This is a genomic window from Williamsia sp. Y712 (assembly GCF_059445525.1).
The window spans coordinates 199,707-223,173 of the sequence record NZ_JCAIUN010000004.1; the positions used below are offsets into that span (position 1 = coordinate 199,707).

The following is a 23,467-nucleotide window of genomic DNA, read 5'->3' on the forward strand; positions in this document are numbered from 1 at the left end:
GACTGTCGTCACCAGTGCACACGATCATCAAAAGCCCGACGAATACACATGTCCGGGCCATGACAAATGTCATCGAAAACCAATTGATCGAGTCGAAAACCGAATGTCATGGGTGCGCGGACGAGAGAAATAGGCCAACATGTTGATCATTGCGCCGGGGGTTTGTCGGTGTCAGTGTTCGAGTGTGGACGGCTGGAACGACGAGTGAAGAACGGGGGCACCGGTTGAACGCATTGTGGGATTACATGACGTCACACCGATCTCAGTTGGTGTTCGATTCCTATCAGCATGTCAGTGCGGTGCTTCAAAGCGTTCTCATCGCGACCGTGATCGGCGTTGTGGTCGGTCTGCTCACCTATCGCAGCGACATCGCTTCCAATCTGGCCACATCGATTTCCAGCGCCATCCTGACCGTTCCGTCTTTTGCCCTGTTGGGGTTGCTCATCCCGCTCGTCGGTCTCGGTGTCATACCGTCTGTGACCGCTTTGGTGCTGTATTCGTTGCTACCGATCATCCGGAACACCATTGTCGGACTCAACAACATCGAGCCGGCACTCATCGACGCCGCCCGGGGAATTGGCATGGGCGGCTTCATCACCCTCGTCCGGGTGCAACTCCCCTTGGTGTGGCCGGCAATTCTGGCCGCGATGCGACTGAGCACGCAGATGGCCATGGGCGTGCTGGCCATCGCCGCGTACGTCAAGGGCCCGGGACTGGGCAATCTCATCTTCGCCGGCCTCGCCCGCGTCGGCAGTCCGACCGCGGTGCCGATGGCCCTGAGCGGCACCCTGCTGATCGTTGTACTCGCTCTCGCTCTCGACGCCCTCTACGTACTTCTCGGACGGCTCACAACGTCGAAAGGCATCCGATGACAGAACAGACCTCAGCGTCGAAAAGCCTGCGCTCAGCAAACCCGACCGGGGTGCAGATCACCCTCGAACACGTGTCGAAATCCTACCCGGGGTCCAAAACACCAGCGGTGGATGATGTTTCGCTGCACATCCCGGCCGGCGACATCGTCGTCTTGGTCGGGCCCTCCGGATGCGGCAAGACGACCACCATGCGGATGATCAACCGCCTCAGCGAGCCCACGTCGGGCAAGATCACCATCGGCGACAAAGATGCACTGTCGATCAAACCCACCGAGTTGAGACGCTCGATCGGCTACTCGATCCAACAGGCCGGGCTCTTCCCGCACATGACGATCCGCCAGAACGTCGGACTGGTACCGGGATTGCTCAAGTGGGACAAGAAACGTATCGCCGCCCGCGTCGAAGAGCTACTCGATCTCGTCGGTCTCGATCCGGCACAGTACGCAGGCCGCTACCCACGTCAGTTGTCCGGCGGGCAGCAGCAACGCGTCGGTGTCGCGCGGGCTCTGGCCGCGGACCCGCCCGTACTCCTGATGGACGAACCCTTCGGTGCCGTCGACCCGATCACCCGTAGCTCGCTGCAGGACGAACTCCTGCGACTGCAAAGCGAATTGGGCAAGACCATCGTCTTCGTCACCCACGACTTCAGCGAGGCGGTCAAACTCGGGGACCGCATCGCGGTACTCGGTCAGCAGTCGAAGATCCTGCAATACGACACCCCGCAGGCGATCCTCGCCAATCCCGCAGACGACACCGTGGCCGGGTTCGTTGGCACCGGTGCCTCACTACGCCAACTCGGGTTGGTCCGGGTCAAGGACATCGACCTCGAGGCCCGGGCCACCGCGCACGCCGGGGATGATGTCGACGCACTCCGAGCGGAACTTGCGGCCGGCGAACACGATTGGGCCGTCATTCTCGACGACCGGGAACGCCCGGTCAGCTGGGTGCGCGAGAGTCGGCTCCGGCAGGCCCGCACCGTCGAGGAGTTCGCCGAACCGCTTGGCGAGGTGATCAGCGTGCAGGCCACCCTGCAGGACGCGCTCGAGGCGATGCTCGCCGAGGACCACGCCTCCGCAGTGGTCGCAGGCGCGGGCAACCGCTATCAGGGGGTGGTGACACTCGAGACGTTGATCTCCACCATCACCAAGCTCCGAGACAACTCATCCGCCTCGAAGACCGCCCCCGACTCCCCTGACCTCCCCGACTCCCCCGACAGCTCTGACAACCCCGACACCAGGGACGTCACGCCATGACCACGGCCGTCGAGACACCGCCGACCTCGATCAGCGTGGCGGACCGCCTGCGCCTGATCATCCAGCCGATCCTCGTGCTGATCGTCGCGGTCGCCGTCATCGTCTGGGCATTCAACCGGGATCTGACCGCCACCCAAAAAGTGAACATCAACGCAGGCAACGTGAGCACACTGCTCTGGCAGCATCTGCTGATCACGATCACGGTCGCCACCATCGTGGTCCTCGCGGGAGTCCCGCTCGGGATCCTGGTCACCCGCGGCCACGCCCGCTTCCTGCGACCGCCCCTCATCGGGGTGGCGAACATCGGGCAGGCCGCGCCGGCCGTCGGCCTGCTCGTCCTGCTCTTCCTGTGGACCGGTGAGACCGGTTTCTGGATCGGCGTCCTGCCGATTGCGGTGTATTCGCTGCTGCCGGTGTTCAGCAGCACGATCCTGGGCATCGATCAGGTCGACAAGTCACTCATCGACGCCGGCCAAGGACAGGGCATGTCCGGGTCATCGATTCTCTTCCGGGTCGAATTGCCGTTGGCCGTGCCGTACATCCTTGCGGGCCTGCGTACCTCGCTGGTTCTGGCCGTCGGTACCGCGACGCTGTGCTTCCTGGTGAACGCCGGCGGTCTCGGTGTCCTCATCGACACCGGTTACAAGCTGCGGGACAACGTCACGCTGATCCTCGGCAGCGTCCTGGCGGTGTGCCTGGCGCTGCTCGTGGATTGGGTCGGCGCGATGGCCGAGTATTACCTGGGGCCGAAGGGGGTCCGAGGATGAGCCGCCTGCTCAAGCCGGTCATCGCCGCGATCGTCTGCGCGTTGCTCGCCGGTTGTGGCCTGTCGTCCGGCGGTGCCGTACCCCTCAAGATCGGCCCGGGTTCGATCACCGAGAACGAGGGTCTCAAAGGTGTTCAGATCACCGTGGGATCCAAGGAATACACCGAGCAGGTGATCCTGGGGTACATCCTCGAATTCACACTCGTCGCGGCAGGCGCCGATGTGCGGGACATGACCGGGATCGTGGGTTCGCGCAGTACACGTGATGCGCAGATCGCCGGTCAGGTCGACGTCGCCTACGAGTTCACCGGCAATGCCTGGATCAATTATCTCGGTCACGAAAAGCCGATTGCCGACACCCGGGAACAATTCGAGGCGGTGCGCGACGAAGACCTCGAACGCAATGACATGGTGTGGCTCGAGCCTGGTCCGATGGATGACACCTATGCCTTGGCCGCCAGCCAAAAGGTGATCGACGAAACCGGCGTGACGAACCTTTCCGAGTATGCCGAGTTGGTCAAGCAAGATCCGGCCGCGGCCGCGACCTGCGTGGACACCGAGTTCCGGGCCCGCCAAGACGGATATCCGGGTATGGCCGCCGCGTACGGGTTCGATCCGGCAAAAGCCGACACCCCGATTCTTCAGGTCGGGATCATCTACCAGGCGACCTCGACCGGAACACAATGCAAGTTCGGTGAGGTGTTCACCACCGACGGTCGGATCGCCGGGCTCGGGTTGGTCGTCCTCACCGATGACAAACAGTTCTTCCCGCACTACAACCCGTCCGTGACGATGAAGGCGAGTTTTTTCGAGAAGCACCCCGAGATCGCCGAGGTGACGGCCCCGGTGACCGCAGCCCTCACCAACGAGGTGATCACCGAGCTCAACAAGCAGGTCGATGTCGACGGCAAGGATCCGGCGATCGTGGCACGGGACTGGATGATCTCCGAAGGCTTCATCACCAAGGGGTGAACGTCGAAAGTGGCACCGACTTGTGTGACACCGACTTTCGATCAGGGTGCTCCTAAGGTTTCGACACTGCGGAGTTACAGCAAAACTGGAGTCATGACCGCTCTGATCGAATCTCCCGCCACCGGTACCACCACCCTGTCGGCATCCTCGAGCCTGACGGTGACCAAACTCGGTGAACATCTTGGCGCCCGGGTGGATGGTGTCCGGCTGTCCGGCGACCTCGACGATGCAACAGTGCAGGCCATCCGCACTGTCATCGCAACGCACAAGGCGGTCATCTTCACCGGTCAGCACCATCTCGACGACATCTCGCAGTACGAGTTCGCATCACTGCTCGGTACGCCAACCAAGGCGCATCCGACCGTCCTTTCCCGGGGCGAAGACCTGCTCCCCCTCGAAGGCGCCGCCAATTCCTGGCACACCGACGTCTCCTTCGTCGACCGGATCCCCAAGATCTCCGTGTTGCGCGCCACCGTCCGTCCCACGTACGGCGGCGCCACGATGTGGGCATCCACGGTGGCCGCCTACGCCAATCTCCCGAGCCCGATGCGCGCCCTTGCCGACCAGTTGCGGACCGTTCACACCAACGACTACGACTACGCCGAACACCTCACCGTCGGCGACAGCTCGGACCCGGCGTACCGCGAAGAGTTCGTCAAGACCGTCTTTCAGACCGAACACCCGGCGGTACGGGTGCACCCCGAAACCGGTGAGCGGGCACTGACCCTCGGCCACTTCGTCAAATCGTTCTCAGGTTTCAAGACCTCCGAGACCAGCGATCTGCTGCGTTTGCTGCAGGCGCGGATCGAACGTCCCGACAACACGTTTCGCTGGAACTGGAACGCCGGTGACGTCGCAATCTGGGACAACCGTTCCACTCAGCATTACGGCGTGGCCGACTTCGGCGACCAATTCCGGCGAGTCAATCGCGTGACACTTGCCGGCGACATACCCATCGGTGTTCATCGGGATCGGTCGACGATCATCGAGGGTGATGCGACTGGATATTCGGTAGTCGAAACACCGCGACCACTGGCGGGATGGGCGCCGGCGAGCTCGGCAAGTATTCGCGGATTTGCGGAGTCGCCGAGTTCGGGTCGTTGAAGATCGATTGATTCGAGCTGCCCCTGAGCCACAGGTGGTTCGGTATCAACTTTCTCCGTTCTGCGTCACAGGATCTCTTCGCTGTTCTGCTGAACGCTTGAGTGAAGAAACCGAGCACTCACAGTCCGTGACGAGAACTCCGTCACCGGCAATCAATCCGGCGTCAGCATGCCACCGAGGACTCGGCGCAACACAGACTCGAACATGTCACCAGACTGGTCGGCGCCTGGATCCGAAAGATGGAGCGCAGCTGCAAGATACGGATGACCGCCGACCGCGGCGGTCTTGTGCAAGTACATCACCTGAGAGATTCGGCGTTCCTGTCTCGCCGTTCCGCCACCGACCTCGGCGCGCGCAAACTGCTGGACAAGGGTGTTCAGCACAGCCACCACCTGTAACTTCACCATCCCCGATACGTCGACCGTAGCCATGGCCCGAAGGGCGTACTCGAGAAAGTCGATCCCCCGCGGCCCGATGCGCATCGCTTCGACCGGAACGTCAAGCAACCACGGGTGTCTCACGTGAACGCCCTTCGCGCGGGCCGCGAGATCGGTGAGGTCGTCGATCGCCTCGCCGCGCAACGGGACACCGAGGTCGATCTCGCCGGCAGCAGCATCAACAATGAGGTCGAGCACGTCGTCATAGCCCGCCACGTACCGGTACAGAGCCGACTGACTCACCCCGAGTTTCTGAGCAATCCGGCGAGTGGAGACGACCGACAAGCCCCCCTCTTGCGCAAGTTCCATCGCCGCGGCAGCGACATCGTCGCGACTGTGCGTCGGCGCGGGCCCGCGCGTGCCGCACGAGCGTTCCCACACCGTCGTGTGCCGTTGCTCCGTCCCGGACCGTGCCACTCGTCTTCACCTTCCACTCGCGGATGTCGTCAGTAACCTACACTAAAACTGCATTCAGCGAACGCAGTAAATGGGAGGTTCAAGATGACACTCGACAATGCATGGGGACCGCGGCGATGGGCTCAGAACGGATCGGTACGTCTGGCATTCGATCAATACCGGCCCGAACTCGGCGGCACACCATTACTGATCGCCACCGGCTTGGGCGTCAACCGACACGCAGTTCCTGATGGATTCTGTGAACAACTGGCCGCGCAGGGGTTCGCTGTCGCGCGCTACGACCAGCGCGACGGCGGCGAGTCCACCCATCTGCCGCCGACGGCCGTACGAAACCCCATCGCCGCGATCCTGACCAAACGCAGTGAGGGATACACCGCCGAAGACATGGCGGACGATGCAATTGCGGTAGTCGACGAACTCGGGTGGAGCATCGTGCACATACTCGGAATCTCACTCGGCGGCGCTCTCGCGCAACGTGTCGCCCTCCGACACCCCGCCCGGGTGCGTTCCCTCACATCTATCGCGGCTGTCCCGGGCGATGTCACCGGGTTGCGAACATTCCGCTTCATCCGCTTGCGCACACTCTCCAAGTTCGCGCGCTTGAAGTTCCCTGACAACCGAGAGGGCGCAATCGACGCCGGTCTGGCCGTCGCACGACTACTCGCCTCCCCGCGCCGAGAGTTCGACGAAGCGGCAATGCGCGCACAATTGGAAAGCAATCCCGACCCCGGGATTCACGACCAACAGGCACAGAGTCGCCAGATCGGCGCCCGATGGAGTGGCCCAGCGATCACCGAGATCGCAAGTCCCACATTGGTCGTGCACGGCGAAGACGATCCGCTCATCAAAATTAATGCTGCGCATGCAATTTCGTCCAAAATACCCGGCTCGAGCACCCTTATCCTTCCCGAGGTCGGGCACGACTTACCCCCGCATGCATGGGCACCACTGGCCAAGGCAATCCGCGAACTCGCAGGCGAGAACACCAGAAAATAGGTCACCGAACAACCGATCCGTCGCGCACAGGGCGTGCGATCTCCGACACGGTGCAACATGCCCCTGCACCGCTTGACCCGAATGAGCCGACCAGGCCCCGAGGCGAAACCGGCACCGCCCTGATGGTTCCCGCTTCGGATGCCTCTCAGGCGGCCCATCTCCGCATCGCGCGCCCGATCAGTCGATTTCGAAAAGTTTAATTGGGCCGAATTGCCGCCGCACGGCGGCCCAAACAGGTCCCAACAGCGGTATCGTCCGGTGCGATGATCCGATTCACGACACGCGCCGCAGCCCTGTTGGCGGCGTCACTCCTTTTCACCGCCATCGGCAGTCCGGCGCTGTCCGGGGCCACCCCGGTGACGATCACGCCGCCGATCGGAGCGCCCGCGCCCGAGACGGTGACCGACGCGTGCCCGTACCAGACCACACCGGTGGCGCCGATCGACGAGTCCGAGGTGATTCCCGATGGGTCCACGACACCCACGCCACTGCCGGTGCCCGACCCACCGATCGGTGGTGACGAACTCGGCGGTTGTGGGGTCGTGCTGGCCGAAGGAGCCGCTCCCGTGCCCGCGGGTCTGACCGCGACCGGCTGGCTGATCGCCGACCTGACGGCCGGAACCGTGTTGGCCGCCAAGGATCCCCACGGGCGCTACCGGCCGGCCAGCACCATCAAAGTGCTCCTGTCGCTCGTGGTGTTCGACGAACTGGACCTCGACGCCACCATCACCGGCACCCAGGAAGACGACGACGTCGAAGGCGATGCCGCAGGCGTCGGTCCCGGTGGCACATATACGGTGCGCGACCTGATGACCGGACTGATCCTGGTCTCGGGCAACGACTGTGCGAACGCCCTGGCCCGCGAATTGGGCGGAACCGATGCCACCGTTGCGAAGATGAACGCGATGGCGGAGCGGCTCGGCGCGAAGGACACCCGCGCGGCATCCCCGTCAGGCCTTGATGCACCGGGCATGACCACCTCCCCGTACGACGAGGCGCTGATCTTCGCGGCGGCATTGCAGAATCCTGACTTCGTCGAGATCTCACAAGAAGATCAGGCCCACTTCCCCGGCTATCCGGGCATGCCAACCGAAACGCCGGAGAACGACGGATTCCCCACCGAAACCACACCCGCAGCGGTACCGGCGGCGGATCTGGGGATCGATCTCTACAACATGAACCAATTGATGTACGACTATGAGGGAACCATTGCCGGTAAGACCGGATACACCGACGATGCCCGCAAAACCTTTGTCGGGGCGGCAGAGCGCGATGGTCGGCAGATTCTCGTGGTCCAGATGTACGGACTCAACGACAGCCCCGGATCATTCTGGCGACAGGCCGAAGCGATGCTCGATTACGGCTTCGCCCAGTCGGCTGATCAGAACATCGGCGTCCTGGTCGACGGGCCCGAGGATCTGGTGGAAGAACTCTCCGAATCCGACTCCCCCGGCACCGGCGCCGGCGGCGACATCGCATCGGCCGACGGACTTCCATCCGATTCCACGTCGGGCACTGCCAAGCTGATCATCGGGCTGGTGGGCATGCTGATCGTGGTGGCACTGGTTTATGCCGGGCTGCGCTTGAACAAGCGCTCCTGAGTTCCGCCTCCGGACCGAAATCGCCGGTGACGTCAGCGCTTGCGCCGTGTCGCGGCCGAAATACCCAACGCCGCAACCACACCGGCACCGACAGCTGCCACCGCACCACGCCCGGAGAGTCCTTCGCGGACCACGACCCGCGGGCTGATGACCACCGAATCCGGTACCGATGTCGGCTCGTACTTGCGGTTGCGTGGATCGGTGGCCGCCCAAGCGGTGGCGAACAGGATGATCCGGGTGGTGATGAAGGCAAAAACCATGATGCCCAGAATCGGCCCGAATGTGGCTCCGGCAGGGCCGCTCACCACGGACTTGAGGTAGAAGCTCGCCACCTGTTTGAAGATCTCGAACACCACGGCGGTGAGCAGTCCGGCCTTCCACGCGTTGCGCAACGGTAGTGCCACCCGGGGCAGTTTCGCGATCACCCAGGTGAACAGCAACCATGACGCCAGGATCGAGAGCACCACGGAAACCGCCCGAACCGCCCATGACACCCCTGGGAGGTCATCGACGGTCAGCCATTCCAAGATCTGATGGACCAGGCTGCTACTGGACAGCGCCGACAGCGAAAAGGTGACGATCATGGCCAGGAAGAGGCCGAGGAGGGCACCGAGATCGGACAACTTGGTCTTCACGATGCCAGGCGATTCGGGTTCTGAACCCCACTGCACGGTCAGCGCGTTGCGCAGGTTCGCCATCCACCCGAGACCGGCATAGAGGGCGATCAGCAGACCCAGGACACCGATCGTGGCGCGCGACTCGATGGCCTGGTCCATCAGATCGGTGAGCTGCTCACCCATGCTGCCGTCCGCGGAATCGGCGATCTTGTCCTTTGCCTTGTCGAGTAACTCCTCGTTGTTGGCGAAGACGAAACCGGCGACGGCAAACCCGATCATCAACAGTGGGAAAAGCGCGAAGACACTGAAGTACGTGGCCCCGGCGGCGAAGTAGTCACCCTTGGAACCCTGATACCGCGTCGCCGCCTCCATGAGGTGGTTGAACCATGGATATCGTGCGCGCTGTTTATCGAGAAACGACGGCTTGTCGGCCGCACCGGGCGTGGTGATCACACCCGGTTTGTGTGCGTCCTGGCCGTGATCGGATGCCCGTGGCTTGAGCTTTGTACCGGCGCGAGCCTGTGGCATGTCGTTCCCCGTTCGGTGTGTCAGTCGAGCGGCACTGGCGCTACAAATCCCACCTTGTCATAGACGGTTGCCAACGTTCGCGAAGCCACTTCACGAGCCGTCTGCGCACCCGCGGCCAGAATCTGATCGAGCTGAGCCGGATCTGCCAGCAGTTCATCGAAACGGGCCCGCAACGGAATCACGAACTCGGTCAACGCCTCGGCCGTGTCGACCTTGAGCTGGCCGTAACCCTGGCCGTCGTATCCGGCGACGAGGTCGTCCACCGACTTACCGCTCAGCGCCGACAGGATCGTCAGCAAGTTGCTCACACCCGGCTTCTCCTCACGGTCGAAGATGATCTCCCGGCCGTTATCGGTGACCGCCGAACGAAGTTTCTTCGCCGACCGTTTCGGGTCGTCGAGCAGATTGATCAGACCGGAATCGGACTCGGCCGACTTGCTCATCTTCGCCGACGGGTTCTGCAGGTCATAGATCTTCGCGGTCTCGGTGACGATGTACGCCTCCGGAACGATGAACGTCTTGCCGAACCGAGAGTTGAAGCGCTGAGCGAGATTTCGGGTCAGTTCCAGGTGCTGACGCTGGTCCTCGCCCACCGGCACCTGATCGACTTGGAACGTGAGGATGTCGGCGGCCATCAGGATCGGGTAGGTGAACAACCCGACGCTCGCGTGATCGGTGCCCTGTTTGGCCGACTTGTCCTTGAACTGTGTCATCCGGCCGGCTTCGCCGAAACCGGTGAGGCACGAGAGCACCCACGTCAATTGAGCGATCTGCGGCACATGCGACTGCAGGTAGATGGTCGAGCGTGCCGGATCGACACCGAGGGCCAGCAGCTGGGCAACGCTGCGCCGCGAGCGATCGCGCAACGCCTTGGGGTCGTGCGCGGTGGTGATGGCATGCATGTCCGGGATGAAGTAGAACGCCTGCTCGAACTCGTCCTGCAACCTCACCCACTGCTGCACCGCACCCAGGTAGTTCCCGAGATGGAAGGAGTCACTGGTGGGCTGGATACCCGACAGGACTCTCTTGCGCCGGGCGGGCTTGGTTTCGGTTACCGATTCACTCACGGACGAATTCTCTCATCCGGGCGCCACCGCATTTCACACACCGCACCCGCACGCTCCGGGCGGCACGCCTCTCAGGCGTACTCCACGGTGACCGGCGCATGGTCTGACCACCGCAGATCGTAGGCCCCGGCGCGATCGACCCAGGACTTCGTCGCCGTGGCGGCCATCGTCTTGTTGGCCAGCTGATAGTCGATCCGCCAGCCCGAGTCGTTGTCGAATGCCTTGCCGCGCCAGCTCCACCACGAGTACGGCCCGGCGACCTCACCGGCGAGATCACGGGCGACGTCACGCCATCCGGTCTCCAGTACCCCGGCCACCCACGCGCGTTCTTCCGGCAGGAAGCCGGGGTTCTTCACGTTGCCCTTGGCGTTCTTCAGATCCAGGGCGGTGGGTGCGATGTTCCAGTCGCCGCCGACCACCACACCCCGGCGCTTGCGGCCGAGTGCGCCCAGGTGCGCTCCGAACTCGTCGAGAAAACGGAACTTCGCCTCGCGCTTGGGACCGTCACCGGCGCCCTTGGGTAGATACAGACTGGCCACGGTCAGCGTTCCGAAATCTGCTTCGATATAGCGCCCGGTGTCGTCGAACTCCTCGCTGCCGAAACCTTTGCGAACCTTGTCCGGCTTGGTGCGGGAGAGGATCGCCACCCCTGAATGGCCCTTCACCGACGACTCGTGCAGGCTCAGGAACCAACCGTCGTCCAGCGCCGGGGCCAGCGCCTCGACGACCTGCTCCTCGGTGGCCCTGGTCTCCTGGAGCAGGACATGGTCGGTGGTGGTTTCACGCAGCCACGGGATCAGCCCCAGATTGCGCTCCGAGCGGTGCTTCACAGCGGCGCGAATGCCGTTTACGTTGATCGTCGTCACGATTGTGGTCACGTCGGGCGAGCCTACGTGCGTCCTGTGACAGCGAATTTGCGGGCGTACAGCACCGCCAGCCCGAGGACCGCGAGGCCGGCGATGGCCAGCCCGGCACCGAGCACCGACGGTGCCCGGTATCCGTATCCGGCCGCGATCACCAGCCCGCCCATCCACGCACCACCAGCATTGGCGATGTTCAGTGCCGAGTGGTTCAACGCCGCGGCCAGGGTCTGCGCGTCCTCGGCGACATCCATCAGCCGGATCTGCAGCGCCGGGGTCAGCGCAACGCCGGTCAATCCGATGAAGAAGGTCAGGATCAGCGCGGCCCACGGATTACTGGCCAGCAGGGCAAACCCGGTCAGTGCGATCACGATGGAGACCAGACTGATGAGTATCGCCTTGACCACACCACGATCGGCAAGCACACCACCGAGGATGTTGCCTGCCACCATGCCCAGACCGAAGAGCATCAGGGCAAACGGGACGAGGGATTCGGAGACGCCCGACACACTGGTCAGCGTGGTGCTGATGTAGGTGTAGAACGCGAACATCCCGCCGAATCCGACGATGCCGATGAGGAGCGCGAACCACACCTGCGGCCGTTTCAGAGCGCCGAGTTCGGTCATCGGATTGGTGATCTTCATGTCCGACAGTGCCGGCAGGAATCTGAACAGAGCCCCGATCGTCAACAAGCCGATCACGGCCACCACCACAAACGCGGCCCGCCAGCCGAGCGCGCCACCGAGCCATGTCGCCGCAGGCACTCCGACAACGTTGGCAACGCTCAGTCCGATCATCACCTGGCCCACTGCCTTTGCCCGGGACTCACGACCCGCCAGATGGGCGGCCACGAGGGCTGCAACACCGAAGTAGGCGCCGTGGGGCAGTCCGGCGACGAAGCGGGCGAGCATCAACATGCCGTAGTTCTGGGCGAACACGGTGGCGACATTGCCGACGGTGAAGGCGACCATCAGCGCAATCAGCAAGGTGCGTCGTGACATTCGCGCGGTCAGTGCCGCAATTGTAGGAGCGCCCACCACAACACCGAGCGCGTAGGCGGAGATCACGTGCGCGGCCGTCGGTTCACTGGTTCCCAGTGAATCGGCGATGTCCGGCAGCAGCCCCATCGCGACGAACTCGGTGGTACCGATGCCGAACGCGCCGAGCGACAACGCCAGAATGGCGGTCCGTCTACTGTTCCGCACCACCCCCGAGGATTCGGGGGCGACGGTGCTGACTGCGGACATGTTCGAACCTCTCGAAGACGATCGGGGGTGATCGGGGGTGATCGGGGGCAACGGCGATACTGCTGGCGGTTCTTCAACCGGCGTAGCTACGGTGTCAACCGGCAGAGGTCACGAGTCATTCCGGGATCGGACGTGAATTGACCCACAGGACGACAATCCGCCAACGACGTCCGCCGCGGATTCCGATGCGATTTTCGGCCGGTCAGCCGGCCTTGATGGCCGCCTCGAGGTTCTCATCAAGTGCCCCAAGGAATTCCTCGGTGGTCTGGTACGCCTGGTCGCCGCCGACCAAGAGCGCGAGATCCTTGGTCATCTTGCCGCTCTCGACCGTCTCGATGACAACGTCCTCGAGTTTCTGGGCGAACTCACGCACCTCAGGGGTGTTGTCGAGCTTGCCACGATGATCGAGACCGCGGGTCCACGCGAAGATCGACGCGATCGGGTTGGTCGAGGTCGGCTTGCCCTGCTGGTGCTGACGGAAGTGCCGGGTGACGGTGCCGTGCGCGGCCTCCGCCTCGCAGACGCTGCCATCCGGTGTCATCAGGACAGAGGTCATCAGGCCCAACGAACCGTATCCCTGGGCCACGGTGTCCGACTGCACATCGCCGTCGTAGTTCTTGCAGGCCCAGACATATCCACCCTCCCACTTGAGGCTGGAGGCCACCATGTCGTCGATGAGTCGGTGCTCGTAATGGATTCCGGCAGCGTCGAATTCAGCCTTGAACTCGGTGTCGAAGACATGCTGGAAGATGTCTTTGAACGCTCCGTCATAGGCCTTGAGGATGGTGTTCTTGGTCGACAGGTACACCGGGTAGTTGCGCTGCAGACCGTAGTTCAGCGATGCCCGCGCGAAGTCTTCGATGGACTTGTTGAAGTTGTACATTCCCATCACGACGCCACCCTCTTCGGGCATCTGAACGATCTCGTGCTCGATCGGCGCGGAGCCGTCGTCCGGGGTGAACGTGATGGTGACCTTGCCCGCGGTGGCAACCTTGAAATCGGTCGCGCGGTACTGGTCACCGAACGCGTGGCGACCGACGATGACCGGCTTGGTCCACCCCGGTACCAGTCGCGGGACGTTGGAGATGATGATCGGAGCACGGAAGATCGTGCCGCCCAGTATGTTTCGAATGGTGCCGTTGGGTGAGCGCCACATCTTCTTCAGGCCGAACTCTTCGACCCGGGCTTCGTCGGGGGTGATGGTGGCGCACTTGACGCCGACACCGTGTTCGAGGATGGCGTACGCCGAATCGATGGTGACCTGGTCGTCGGTACGGTCACGTTCCTCGATGCCGAGGTCGTAATACTCCAGGTTCAGATCGAGGTAGGGGTGGATCAGCTTCTCTTTGATGAACTGCCAGATGATGCGGGTCATCTCGTCGCCGTCCAGTTCTACGACCGTTCCTTCGACCTTGATCTTGCCCATATGGCTACGCGTCCTCCTCGACGATGTGGGCCCTGCTTCGGGCGCCGCCTCGTGCGCCGGCGCGCGCCTGCACCCAAACATGTTCAACCTAGTCCGGCGGGCAGGTATCTCGCTCACCGAGCACATGCAAATATAACGGGCGTACTGCTTGCCAGCATACCCATCACCGGCGGGTCATGGGGGTCGGCGCAGAGACCGGCTCACGGGGCGGAAGCGAGATCCGCGGACAGGTCAACGAGCGTTGTATCGGACGCGGCAGGCTCTTGGGACACCGGTTGCGCCGAAACAGCCGGCTCCTGATCTGCCGCGGAATCGGCGGCGTCGTGGCCGCCGTCATCGACACCCAGGTCCGGCTGCGAGGTTGCCGGACCGCTCCACACCGGGGCGTCGGCGAACACATCAGCAGGTCGCACGGCCGACGGGGTGCCTTCCGGCGCCCGGTGCCTGCCCGGCACCGAAACGGCGGCGACAGGCGTCTGCACGTGATCGACGGTCGGCGCGGCGAGCACCTCGCCGGAATCGCCGGAATCGGCGATATCCGTGGTGCGATCGTCCAGGCCCGCCCCTCCCTCGGTGGTCGCACCGAATGCCGCAACCGCCATGGCTCGCACCGTCGGTGCCGCGATGAACCCGAGGTCCGGGTCGCGGTGGTCGAGGACGGCGTCGATCACCGCGATCCAGTCCCGAACGAAGTTCTCCGGATACCGGATGATGCTGACCGCGCTCCCGAAGATCGCGGCCCATGCAGTCGGATCACCGGACAGCGCGTCCCGGATCGCGTACAGATCGGTCAGATATGCGCCGTGCCCGAGCTGCGGCAGCGCAGGCAGCAATCCCATGATCGCGCGTGATATCGGCTGGATGACCGCCAGTTCGGCATAGGGAAAATCGAGGATCACCGGGCGCAGCAGGTTGGGTAACCCGACCTGTGCCAGCACGATGGTCAGTGATGGATCGGCGGCGATGAAGACCACATCGGCACCGTCGGACTCTTTGATGACAGTGACGCCGTCGGTACCGACGGATGCGCCTGGCCCGGCCGCCATGATCGGGCCGTAGTTCTGGTGTTTGACGAAGAAGCCCACCAGCGCATCCAGCGCCCCGATGGGATCTCGCCGCAGATCGGGTAGGTCACAGATCGCGTCGCCGTCGATACAGACCGAGTACACCGCAATGTCGCCGAAGTCGCCGTCGCGCGAACCGTCGAGTATCGCCCCCGGATACGCATTGATGAGGTTGACCTCGGCTCCGGCACCGGAGTTCGTGCCCCGTCGCCGTGGGTCGGAATAGAGCTCACCCGACACTCCGACCGAGGTCACGCCACCGGCCTTGCCCGCCGCGATGTCGGTCAGTACGTCACCGGAGATGCGGGCCCCCTGTGAATAACCGACGATGACAACCGGTTTGTCCTGGCAGTTGGCCTGATAGGTCGCCACGTCCCGGGCGAGCGCGGCCTTTCCGGTCTCGATATTCGCGTCGTAACTCTGCGCACCGAGTGGCCAGAAGGTCGCCGGGTAGTCGACCCGGTTGATCACGTAGCCCTGGTCGGTGTACCTGGTCTCCAGGCCCCGGGTGTGCAGGTGGTTCGGATCATCGGTGCCGGCCACCACGAACACTCCGCCGTCACCGCAGTCATACGGCGCTGACTCGGCGGCGAGCCCCGGAGCGCTCCCGAGGAAACCGAGCACCGGCAGCGCCGCCGCCGCAGCACCGGAGGCAAGCGCCACCGCGCGCCGATTGGTCCGTTTCGAAACAACACGACCACGCCTCGTCTGAACACCCACAGCAGCCCCAGTTGTTTCGAATTGCTAACTGCCTCAGGCAATTCAAGGCGATGCACTGAAGTTACGACAGGTATTGACAATGACCAATCGCGTGAACGTAGTACAGAGCGGACTACACGATGGCGAATCACAGAATCTCCCTGCGCTGAACGCTTTTTTGCACAGGAAGCGCGTGTTATATCCTTTTGGCCAGGTCCTGAGTGTCAGCGACAAGCCCCGGCTAGCTGACCGGCAACCCTCCAACCGCGGTGGGGTGCTCCGGGTGACGACCAGGTTGCGGTTCGCCGCGGCAAGCGCGGGGTCCGAAAGGTCGGACCCTCTAATTGGATGTCTAACGACCAAGAAAGAGAAGTCCTACATGTCTGACACCGACGTCAATCCGGCCGACAACTGGAGCTTTGAAACCAAGCAGGTCCATGTTGGCCAGAGCCCGGATTCGGCAACCTCCGCCCGTGCCCTGCCGATCTACCAGACAACGTCGTACACGTTCCGCGACACCGAGCACGCCGCCAACCTCTTCGGTCTGGCCGAGCCCGGCAACATCTACACCCGCATCATGAACCCCACCCAGGACGCCGTCGAGCAGCGCATCGCAGCCCTCGAAGGTGGCGTGGCGGCTCTGCTCGTCGCGTCGGGTCAGGCCGCCGAGACCTATTCGATCCTGAACATCGTCGAAAACGGCGGTCATGTGGTGTCGAGCCCCCGCCTCTACGGCGGCACGTACAACCTCTTCCACTACACGCTTCCCAAGCTCGGTATCCAGGTCAGTTTCGTTGATGACCCGGAAGACCTCGACAGCTGGCGCGCGGCCATCCAGCCCAACACCCGCGCCCTGTTCGGTGAGACCATCTCGAACCCGAACAACGAGATCCTCGACCTCCCCGGCATCTCCGCCGTTGCCCACGAGGCCGGCCTGCCACTGATCGTCGACAACACCGTCGCCACCCCGTACCTGATCAACCCGCTGGAGCACGGCGCCGACATCGTGGTGCATTCGGCCACGAAATACCTTGGTGGACATGGCACCGCGATCGGCGGCGTGATCGTCGACGGTGGCACCTTCGACTGGCGCGGCCAGCGTGACGGTGTGGACCTGTTCCCCGGATTCACCACCCCGGACCCGAGCTACCACGGTGCGATCTTCGCCGACCTCGGTGCTCCGGCCTACGCCCTCAAGGCCCGCGTGCAGTGGTTGCGCGATACCGGTGCCGCCATCTCGCCGTTCAACGCCTTCCTCATCGCCCAGGGCCTGGAAACCCTCAGCCTGCGGATCGAGCGCCACGTGTCGAACGCCCAGAAAGTGGCCAAGTACCTGGAGGAGCACCCGCAGGTGGAGTCAGTGGCATACGCCGGACTCGAATCCTCACGCTGGTACAAGCGAGGCCAGGAATTGGCCCCGCGTGGCCAGGGCGCGATCATCGGCTTCGAGATCGCCGGCGGCGTGGACGCAGGCAAGAGGTTCGTCGACGCACTGGTCCTGCACAGCCATGTCGCCAACATCGGTGATGTGCGCTCGCTGGTCATCCATCCCGCCTCGACCACCCACTCCCAGCTGATCGCCGAAGAGCAGCTGGCCGCAGGCGTGACCCCCGGACTGGTCCGGTTGGCTGTCGGCATCGAGAACATCGTCGACATCATCGCCGACCTCGATGCAGGCTTCGCTGCGGCCAAGTGAGGTGAGTATCGACCCGCACACGCCACCACGAACTCATCCGGACTGGGAATTCCTGCCTGATGGGCAGCTGACCAGTGTGTCGGTCGGCCCGATTTCGCTGGACAACGGCGGACAGATCGAGAATGTGACCCTGGCGTTTCAGCGCTGGGGCACACTCTCGCCCACCCGCGACAACGTTGTTCTGGCACTGCATGCCCTGACCGGCGACTCCCACGCAACCGGACCCGTCGGTCCCGATCAGCCCACCCCCGGTTGGTGGGATGGGCTGATCGGTCCGGGCGCCGCGGTCGACACCGACGAGTGGTGTGTCATCTCGGCAAATGTCCTCGGCGGATGCGGCGGTTCCACCGGCCCGGCATCACTGGATTCCGAAGGTCAGGTGTGGGGTTCACGTTTCCCCACCATCACCGTTCTCGATCAGGTCCGCGCCGAGGTCGCACTGCTCGACGCACTGCAGATCGATTCCGTCGCAGCCGTCATCGGCGGCTCGATGGGTGGCGCCCGCGCTCTGGAATGGGTCATCGGCTACCCGCAGCGAGTGCGGAGCGGCTTGATCCTGGCCGTCGGCGCTCGCGCATCAGCTGACCAAATCGGTACGCAGACAACACAGATCGCGGCAATCAAGGCCGATGCCAACTGGCAGAACGGCGACTATCACGGTAGTGGTCGAACACCCACGTCAGGTCTTGGCATTGCCCGCCGCATCGCGCACATGTACTACCGCAGCGAACCCGAACTCGACCAGAGGTTCGCCAATCTCCCTCAGGGACAAGAAGATCCGTTACACGGCGGCCGTTACGCGGTGCAGAGCTACCTCGAACACCAGGCCGACAAGCTTGTCCGCCGGTTTGATCCGGGTAGCTACGTGGTGCTGTCCGAGGTGCTCAACAACCACGACGTCGGACGCGGACGCGGTGGCGTCGAAGCCGCCCTGCGGAGCTGCCATGTACCCGTGGTGGTCGGTGGCATCGATTCCGACAGGCTCTATCCTCTGCGTCAGCAGATCGAGTTGGCCGAACTCATGCCCGGCTGCGTCGATGGATTGCACGTGGTGCATTCCGCCAACGGTCACGACGGATTCCTGACCGAATTCGACGCGATCTCAGACCTTCTCAAGAAGACTCTCGTCCTCGCGCGTGGCTGATACCTCCACCTGACCGGCTCGGCCCACGTGGCAGTCGGTCAGGTGCGGCGGCACCGGAACATCGTCAGGTTGCGGGCTGCGAAGTAGGCACAGTACCCGACGCCGGATCTCCGGACTGCGGTGCATCAGACGGCGATGAACCCGAGGGGGCCACGAGCGCCGGCTGTGACGGCGCCGCGCCCTCCCCCTCCTGCGGCTGAGCGGGTTCGATCTCCGGAGTCGGTTCAGGCGTGGTTGATTCCGGTGGCGGTGGCGGTGGAGTCGACGGAGACGACGGGCCCACCTTGGGTGGCCAGGTGAGGCTCGGCAGCGGGAACGGGATCAACGACGGGCTCAGGGTCCTCGTCGGCGGATCCGACGACGACGTTGGTGGCGGCAATTCGGTTGTCGCCCAGCCGAGTTCGGGGTTTCCGCCGGCAACCGGCGGTGCCATATCCCACGTGGTCCGCGTCGGAATCTGCGTCGGCGTGGAGGTCACCTGCGCGTTGGTCGTCGTGGTTGTGGTCGTGGTCGTGGTCGTTGTCTGCGGCGGCGCTTCAGCGATCACGGACGGCGACGCCGGGGGCTCCGGGACCTTGTTCGGTGTCGACGGGTTGCCTGCGAGCGACGATCCGACCGCGTACACGGTCATCAACGCTCCCGCGAGCAATGCACCGAACATGGCAAGCGGCGCCGCCGACAACCAGTCGCGGCTGCGCCGGCCACCGATGAAAGCGAGTCCGGCAGGCCGGATGCTCGCGGCGGCCAGCCGGGCCGCGCCGGTGGCCGCAACCGATTCCGGGCCGTGCGGAAGCACCGCTTCGACGCCGACCTCATCGGTGATGAGGTCGCGGACCAGCGGAATGTTGGCGACACCACCGATGAGCACGACGGCGTCCGGACGGGAGACCGCCGTGTAGTCGGCGACCTCTGCCGCCGCCGCCTGCGCCATCGGCCGGATGAGAGCTTCGAACGCCGATCGGGTCACGGTGCCGGCATCCGACGAGCCACCGACGGTCAGGGAGGTCGACTCACTGACCGACAGTTCTTCTTTTGCGGTCCGGCAGGCGCTCAGCACCGTAGACCTGCGACGTCCGCGCAAGCGACCATTGGTGGCGTGTTCCTGCATCAGCAGAGCATCGAGCTCGGCGCCCGAAATCGCCTCGCTCCGCCTCAGGTCACTGACCCGTCCAGTCGCCGGATCAAGTGTGTACGTGCTCATTCCGGTGTCGCCGAGGTCCACGACGACCACTGAGGCAAACCGGCCGATCTCGCCGGTGGAACCCAATTGATGGGCCACAGCCTCTGTTTCGGCGATCAACTGGATCTGCCGCTTGGCACCGGTGCCACGAGAAGCGATTTCGCGGGCGTGCTCGTCGGTGCGGTACGCGACGCCGATCGGCCCGACCTTGCTCCCGCGGTCCTGCGCGGTACCCAACATCAGATCGATGCCGGAGTTCACGCGGCCCGCGCGGGTCAGACCATCGGTGAGGTCGACGTCGATGACGCGGTTGATCGAACTCTGGCGACCATTGTCATCGGTCGACAGCAGGACACAGTGGATCATTCCACTGCCTGCGGACAAACCCAGTGACGTACTCATGGTCCTCATTCCGATCGCTATCGCTCGGTTGGGGCCCAGATGATGCCGATTTCACACCCCTGATCCATTCACTGCCGCTGTTGGACAGTTCCCCTACTGCCATTGTCTACGGCCGCGCCAGTACTTTTCGGCACGACCAAAGTCAACAGACAATTACAGCAACGGGAACCATTGTAATCAATCTGTGCCCAAAGGGTCGATCGAGGTCGCCAACCAGAGGATGGCGACACCGACTACCACCATCGACGACACGTCCGCTACACGTCCACGAACCTCGAGGAGACCGGCGCGTGATGTCGGCAATATCGCCCGGAGAAGCGCCGCAAGCAAGGCGGCCGAACCGAGAACGAAGGTCCCTCGACGCCAGCGGTCGAAGATCAAGAAGATCGCGGCCACCACGATCAGCGCCATGACGGCGATGAAAGGTATCTGGACCAGCACCGTCCGCAACTGCCGGACGCGATGAAAGCGACGGGCGCGCGCACGCCGTGCGCTTGTTGCTGCCCCCTCGCCCGCGGCCGACCTGCTGCTCATATCCGGGTCAGCTTCGCGACAACGCGGATTCGGCGCGCTCGACGACATTGGCCATCAGGAACGCTCGGGTGAGCGGTCCGACACCACCGGGGTTTGGTGAGACATATCCGGCGACATCCCACACCGCGGGGTCCACGTCGCCGACCAAACCTGCATCCGTTCGACTGACACCGACATCGACAACCGCGGCTCCGGGCTTGACCATGTCGGCGGTGATGAGGCCGGCCACGCCGGCTGCCGCGATCACGATGTCGGCGCGCGAGACCTCGGCGGCGAGGTCCGCGGTGCCGGTGTGACACAGCGTGACAGTGGCGTTCTCGGTCCGGCGGGTGAACAAGAGCCCGATCGGACGTCCCACCGTCACGCCGCGGCCGACGACAACAACATGGGATCCGGCAATCGGCACGTCGTACCGCCGCAGCAGATGCAGGATGCCACGCGGGGTGCACGGCAGCGGAGCATCGGACGACGTCCCCGAGCCGTCCAGCACAAGCCGGCCCAGATTGATCGGATGCAGGCCGTCGGCATCCTTGGCGGGGTCGATCCGCTCCAGCGCCGCGTTCTCGTCGAGATGCTTGGGCAGCGGCAGCTGGACGATGTATCCGGTGCAGGCCGGATCGGCGTTCAGGTCGTCGATGACCGCGTTGAGTTGCTCGGTGGTGATGTCGGCGGGCAGATCCTTGCGGATCGATGCGATGCCGAGTTTGGCGCAATCGTTGTGCTTGCCACGCACGTAGGCGTGGGAGCCGGGGTCTTCACCGACCAGCACGGTACCGAGACCGGGAACGATCCCGGCGGCGCGGAGCTTGTCCACCCTCTCTTTCAGGTCGACAAAAATTTCGTCACGGGTGGCTTTTCCGTCCAACACAGCTGCACTCACGACACCCATCATTTCAGGTCGCGGCCGCAGGTTGTGCAGGCCATGGATCTAGCGGGTGTCGAAGCACGCGATCTTCGACGATCCGATACCCGAGATCCACACTTTGCCGCCGGTCTCGACCACTCCGGTGCTCTGGCCGAAACCCGGGACATGTGCCCGATGATCTGCGATAACACGACCGCTGGGCAACTCGATCTCGAGCAGCCACAGCGGGGACACCGGCTCCGGCAGAAAACGATCCGGCACCTGCCAGATCAACCTCCGCAGCCATGGATGCCCGGCAAGCAACGCCAGCGGCCGGCTCCGCATACCCGCCATCGCCAGCCACATGCGCTGTCCGTCGCGACTCAACGACGCGTTGTCCGGATATCCGGGAAGCCGATCGATGAGCATCGACTGCTCCCCCGTCGCGGGATCGTAGGACCGCACCCGGTGGTCACCGGTTTCGGCGATGAACAGGAGCCCGGAGTGCGCGACGATCCCGTTGGCGAACTGCAGGTCGTCCAGGACGACGGTGGCGCTCGGCCGAAGATCGTCGTCGAGGTCCACGCGGATCAGCCGTCCGGTCGCCGAGTGCTCGATGATGTCGGCTTTGTAGTGGTCGTAACCGAACCGCGTGGTGGACTGACTCACGTACAGCACACGCGGCCGCGGATCGGTGCCACCGGTGTGCTCGGTCACGATCACGTTGGAACAGAACGTCAGCCGATGACCGTCCACCTCGTCGAGGATGGTCTCGATCACGTGGGTGTCGAGGTCCATCTGCAGTAGTCCACGTTCGCTGTCACAGATGAGCAGTCGCCTGCCAAGCACTTCCATACCGAGTGGTCGCCCGCCCGTGGTGGCAACCACCTGCCAGCGCCCGGTGTCGGGATCGATGCAGATGATGTCACCACCGATCGCCCCGGTCCATATCCGCCCGCGGCCGTCGACGACCACATCTTCGGGTGAGTCGGATTCGATATCGATGACGGTGATCTCGGGTTCCTGCGGCTCCGGCCAGCCATCGGTCGTCGCAGGGGTCGACGTCCAGCGCACCGGGGAGATCGATGGCTTGCTCAGGTCAGCCTCCGATGTCGAGTCCGTGTGCTGCCGCGAATTCCATCGCCTGCCCGTGGTCGACGAGTGAACCGGTGACTTTGGCCTGCAGCCAGAGCATCGGATCTATTCTCGCACCACGCAGATTCGCCTCACCGAGTTTTGTGCCGATCGCACGGACACCCGACAGGTCCGACCCGGCCAGGTCGGCGCCGGTGAGATTCGAATCCGACAGGTTCGCCTCCCGCATCCGGCAACCCCGCAGGACAACACCCGAGAGGTCCAGGCCACCGATGGACGTGAGTGAGAGATCGCTGTCGATGATCTTCATCGGCCGGACCCGCGAGTTGGTGATGACCGATCCCAGCAGACTGCAGTCCCTCATCTCGACCTTGTTCAGGTGTGTGCGTTCGAAGTGGCAGTTGCGGAACGCGCTCGAGGAGTGTTTCGAGAATCCGAGGTTGGCACCGGTGAAGTCACAATCAGTGAAGGTCACTGCACGAGTGGACAATTCACTCAGGTCGGCTTCGACGAAGCTACAGCTGACAAACTCCCGGTCTTCCCAGGTCTCCCCTGAGAAGTCGGCATAGTCGAACTGTTCACCCTGCGCCACATCAGTCATGCCCCATGTCTACACGGGCACACCCGTCCACCCAAACGAGCCAGA

At 63.7% G+C, this 23,467-nt stretch carries 21 protein-coding genes and 1 riboswitch; of the genes, 9 read left to right on the top strand and 12 right to left on the bottom strand.

What is annotated here, in order from left to right:
- Nucleotides 1-224: 224 nt before the first annotated feature.
- The 5 genes from AC1D75_RS24115 to AC1D75_RS24135 all read left to right on the top strand — a co-directional run bounded on the left by AC1D75_RS24115 (nucleotide 225) and on the right by AC1D75_RS24135 (nucleotide 4,967).
- Entirely contained in the window at nucleotides 225-872 is a 648-nt protein-coding gene (locus AC1D75_RS24115) for an ABC transporter permease (protein WP_495517868.1), read from the top strand.
- Entirely contained in the window at nucleotides 869-2,125 is a 1,257-nt protein-coding gene (locus tag AC1D75_RS24120; protein WP_495517869.1) for an ABC transporter ATP-binding protein, read from the top strand. The genes AC1D75_RS24115 and AC1D75_RS24120 overlap by 4 nt, the downstream gene beginning before the upstream one ends.
- Nucleotides 2,122-2,892, top strand: a complete 771-nt coding sequence (locus AC1D75_RS24125; RefSeq protein ID WP_495517870.1) for an ABC transporter permease — start codon at nucleotides 2,122-2,124, stop codon at nucleotides 2,890-2,892. Before AC1D75_RS24120 ends, AC1D75_RS24125 begins: the two co-directional genes overlap by 4 nt.
- Nucleotides 2,889-3,863 carry a glycine betaine ABC transporter substrate-binding protein gene (locus tag AC1D75_RS24130; RefSeq protein WP_495517871.1) on the top strand — a complete coding sequence of 325 codons (975 nt, stop codon included), beginning with the start codon at nucleotides 2,889-2,891 and terminating at the stop codon, nucleotides 3,861-3,863. The genes AC1D75_RS24125 and AC1D75_RS24130 overlap by 4 nt, the downstream gene beginning before the upstream one ends.
- Before the next feature lie 93 nt (nucleotides 3,864-3,956).
- Nucleotides 3,957-4,967 (top strand): TauD/TfdA dioxygenase family protein, encoded by a 1,011-nt coding sequence (locus tag AC1D75_RS24135; protein WP_495517872.1) that lies wholly within the window; start codon nucleotides 3,957-3,959, stop codon nucleotides 4,965-4,967.
- 152 nt (nucleotides 4,968-5,119) lie between these two features.
- Here AC1D75_RS24135 and AC1D75_RS24140 read toward each other — a convergent pair whose 3' ends face one another.
- Nucleotides 5,120-5,821, bottom strand: coding sequence for a TetR/AcrR family transcriptional regulator (locus AC1D75_RS24140; protein WP_495517873.1), 702 nt, complete (start codon nucleotides 5,819-5,821; stop codon nucleotides 5,120-5,122).
- Between the two features lie 84 nt (nucleotides 5,822-5,905).
- On the opposite strand from AC1D75_RS24140, the gene AC1D75_RS24145 reads away from it, so the two are divergent.
- Nucleotides 5,906-6,817, top strand: a complete 912-nt coding sequence (locus AC1D75_RS24145) for an alpha/beta fold hydrolase (RefSeq protein ID WP_495517874.1) — start codon at nucleotides 5,906-5,908, stop codon at nucleotides 6,815-6,817.
- Between the two features lie 263 nt (nucleotides 6,818-7,080).
- Nucleotides 7,081-8,418, top strand: coding sequence for a D-alanyl-D-alanine carboxypeptidase family protein (locus AC1D75_RS24150; protein WP_495517875.1), 1,338 nt, complete (start codon nucleotides 7,081-7,083; stop codon nucleotides 8,416-8,418).
- Between the two features lie 32 nt (nucleotides 8,419-8,450).
- Here the strand turns inward: AC1D75_RS24150 and yhjD are convergent, their stop codons facing one another.
- The 6 genes from yhjD to AC1D75_RS24180 form a co-directional block, all read right to left on the bottom strand.
- Entirely contained in the window at nucleotides 8,451-9,563 is a 1,113-nt protein-coding gene (gene yhjD / locus AC1D75_RS24155) for an inner membrane protein YhjD (protein WP_495517876.1), read from the bottom strand.
- A gap of 20 nt (nucleotides 9,564-9,583) precedes the next feature.
- Nucleotides 9,584-10,630 carry a tryptophan--tRNA ligase gene (trpS, locus tag AC1D75_RS24160; RefSeq protein ID WP_495517877.1) on the bottom strand — a complete coding sequence of 349 codons (1,047 nt, stop codon included), beginning with the start codon at nucleotides 10,628-10,630 and terminating at the stop codon, nucleotides 9,584-9,586.
- Nucleotides 10,631-10,701: 71 nt separating this feature from the next.
- Nucleotides 10,702-11,508: an exodeoxyribonuclease III gene (locus tag AC1D75_RS24165; RefSeq protein ID WP_495517878.1), complete on the bottom strand. Its 807-nt coding sequence runs from the start codon at nucleotides 11,506-11,508 to the stop codon at nucleotides 10,702-10,704.
- Nucleotides 11,509-11,519: 11 nt separating this feature from the next.
- Complete coding sequence (locus AC1D75_RS24170) at nucleotides 11,520-12,737, bottom strand: MFS transporter (RefSeq protein ID WP_495517879.1); 1,218 nt, start codon at nucleotides 12,735-12,737, stop codon at nucleotides 11,520-11,522.
- Between the two features lie 202 nt (nucleotides 12,738-12,939).
- Complete coding sequence (locus AC1D75_RS24175; RefSeq protein WP_495517880.1) at nucleotides 12,940-14,163, bottom strand: NADP-dependent isocitrate dehydrogenase; 1,224 nt, start codon at nucleotides 14,161-14,163, stop codon at nucleotides 12,940-12,942.
- 200 nt (nucleotides 14,164-14,363) lie between these two features.
- Nucleotides 14,364-15,890: a cutinase family protein gene (locus AC1D75_RS24180; RefSeq protein ID WP_495517881.1), complete on the bottom strand. Its 1,527-nt coding sequence runs from the start codon at nucleotides 15,888-15,890 to the stop codon at nucleotides 14,364-14,366.
- Between the two features lie 249 nt (nucleotides 15,891-16,139).
- A riboswitch (SAM riboswitch) is annotated at nucleotides 16,140-16,249 on the top strand.
- A 56-nt stretch (nucleotides 16,250-16,305) separates the two neighbouring features.
- Here AC1D75_RS24180 and AC1D75_RS24185 point away from each other — a divergent pair.
- Nucleotides 16,306-17,622, top strand: a complete 1,317-nt coding sequence (locus AC1D75_RS24185; RefSeq protein ID WP_495517882.1) for a bifunctional o-acetylhomoserine/o-acetylserine sulfhydrylase — start codon at nucleotides 16,306-16,308, stop codon at nucleotides 17,620-17,622.
- The gene (metX, locus tag AC1D75_RS24190; protein WP_495517883.1) at nucleotides 17,597-18,766 is read left to right on the top strand and encodes a homoserine O-acetyltransferase MetX; all 1,170 of its coding nucleotides are present in this window, start codon (nucleotides 17,597-17,599) and stop codon (nucleotides 18,764-18,766) included. Before AC1D75_RS24185 ends, metX begins: the two co-directional genes overlap by 26 nt.
- A 64-nt stretch (nucleotides 18,767-18,830) precedes the next feature.
- On the opposite strand, the gene AC1D75_RS24195 is transcribed toward metX, so the two are convergent.
- From AC1D75_RS24195 to AC1D75_RS24215, 5 genes are all read right to left on the bottom strand, one after another.
- Nucleotides 18,831-20,348, bottom strand: a complete 1,518-nt coding sequence (locus AC1D75_RS24195) for an Hsp70 family protein (RefSeq protein WP_495517884.1) — start codon at nucleotides 20,346-20,348, stop codon at nucleotides 18,831-18,833.
- A gap of 177 nt (nucleotides 20,349-20,525) precedes the next feature.
- Nucleotides 20,526-20,882 (bottom strand): DUF3017 domain-containing protein, encoded by a 357-nt coding sequence (locus AC1D75_RS24200; RefSeq protein ID WP_495517885.1) that lies wholly within the window; start codon nucleotides 20,880-20,882, stop codon nucleotides 20,526-20,528.
- A 7-nt stretch (nucleotides 20,883-20,889) separates the two neighbouring features.
- On the bottom strand, nucleotides 20,890-21,762 hold the full coding sequence (locus AC1D75_RS24205) for a bifunctional methylenetetrahydrofolate dehydrogenase/methenyltetrahydrofolate cyclohydrolase (RefSeq protein WP_495517886.1): 873 nt from the start codon (nucleotides 21,760-21,762) through the stop codon (nucleotides 20,890-20,892).
- Nucleotides 21,763-21,810: 48 nt separating this feature from the next.
- Nucleotides 21,811-22,800 carry an SMP-30/gluconolactonase/LRE family protein gene (locus AC1D75_RS24210; RefSeq protein WP_495517887.1) on the bottom strand — a complete coding sequence of 330 codons (990 nt, stop codon included), beginning with the start codon at nucleotides 22,798-22,800 and terminating at the stop codon, nucleotides 21,811-21,813.
- Nucleotides 22,801-22,825: 25 nt separating this feature from the next.
- Complete coding sequence (locus AC1D75_RS24215; protein ID WP_495517888.1) at nucleotides 22,826-23,422, bottom strand: pentapeptide repeat-containing protein; 597 nt, start codon at nucleotides 23,420-23,422, stop codon at nucleotides 22,826-22,828.
- Nucleotides 23,423-23,467 lie beyond the last annotated feature (45 nt).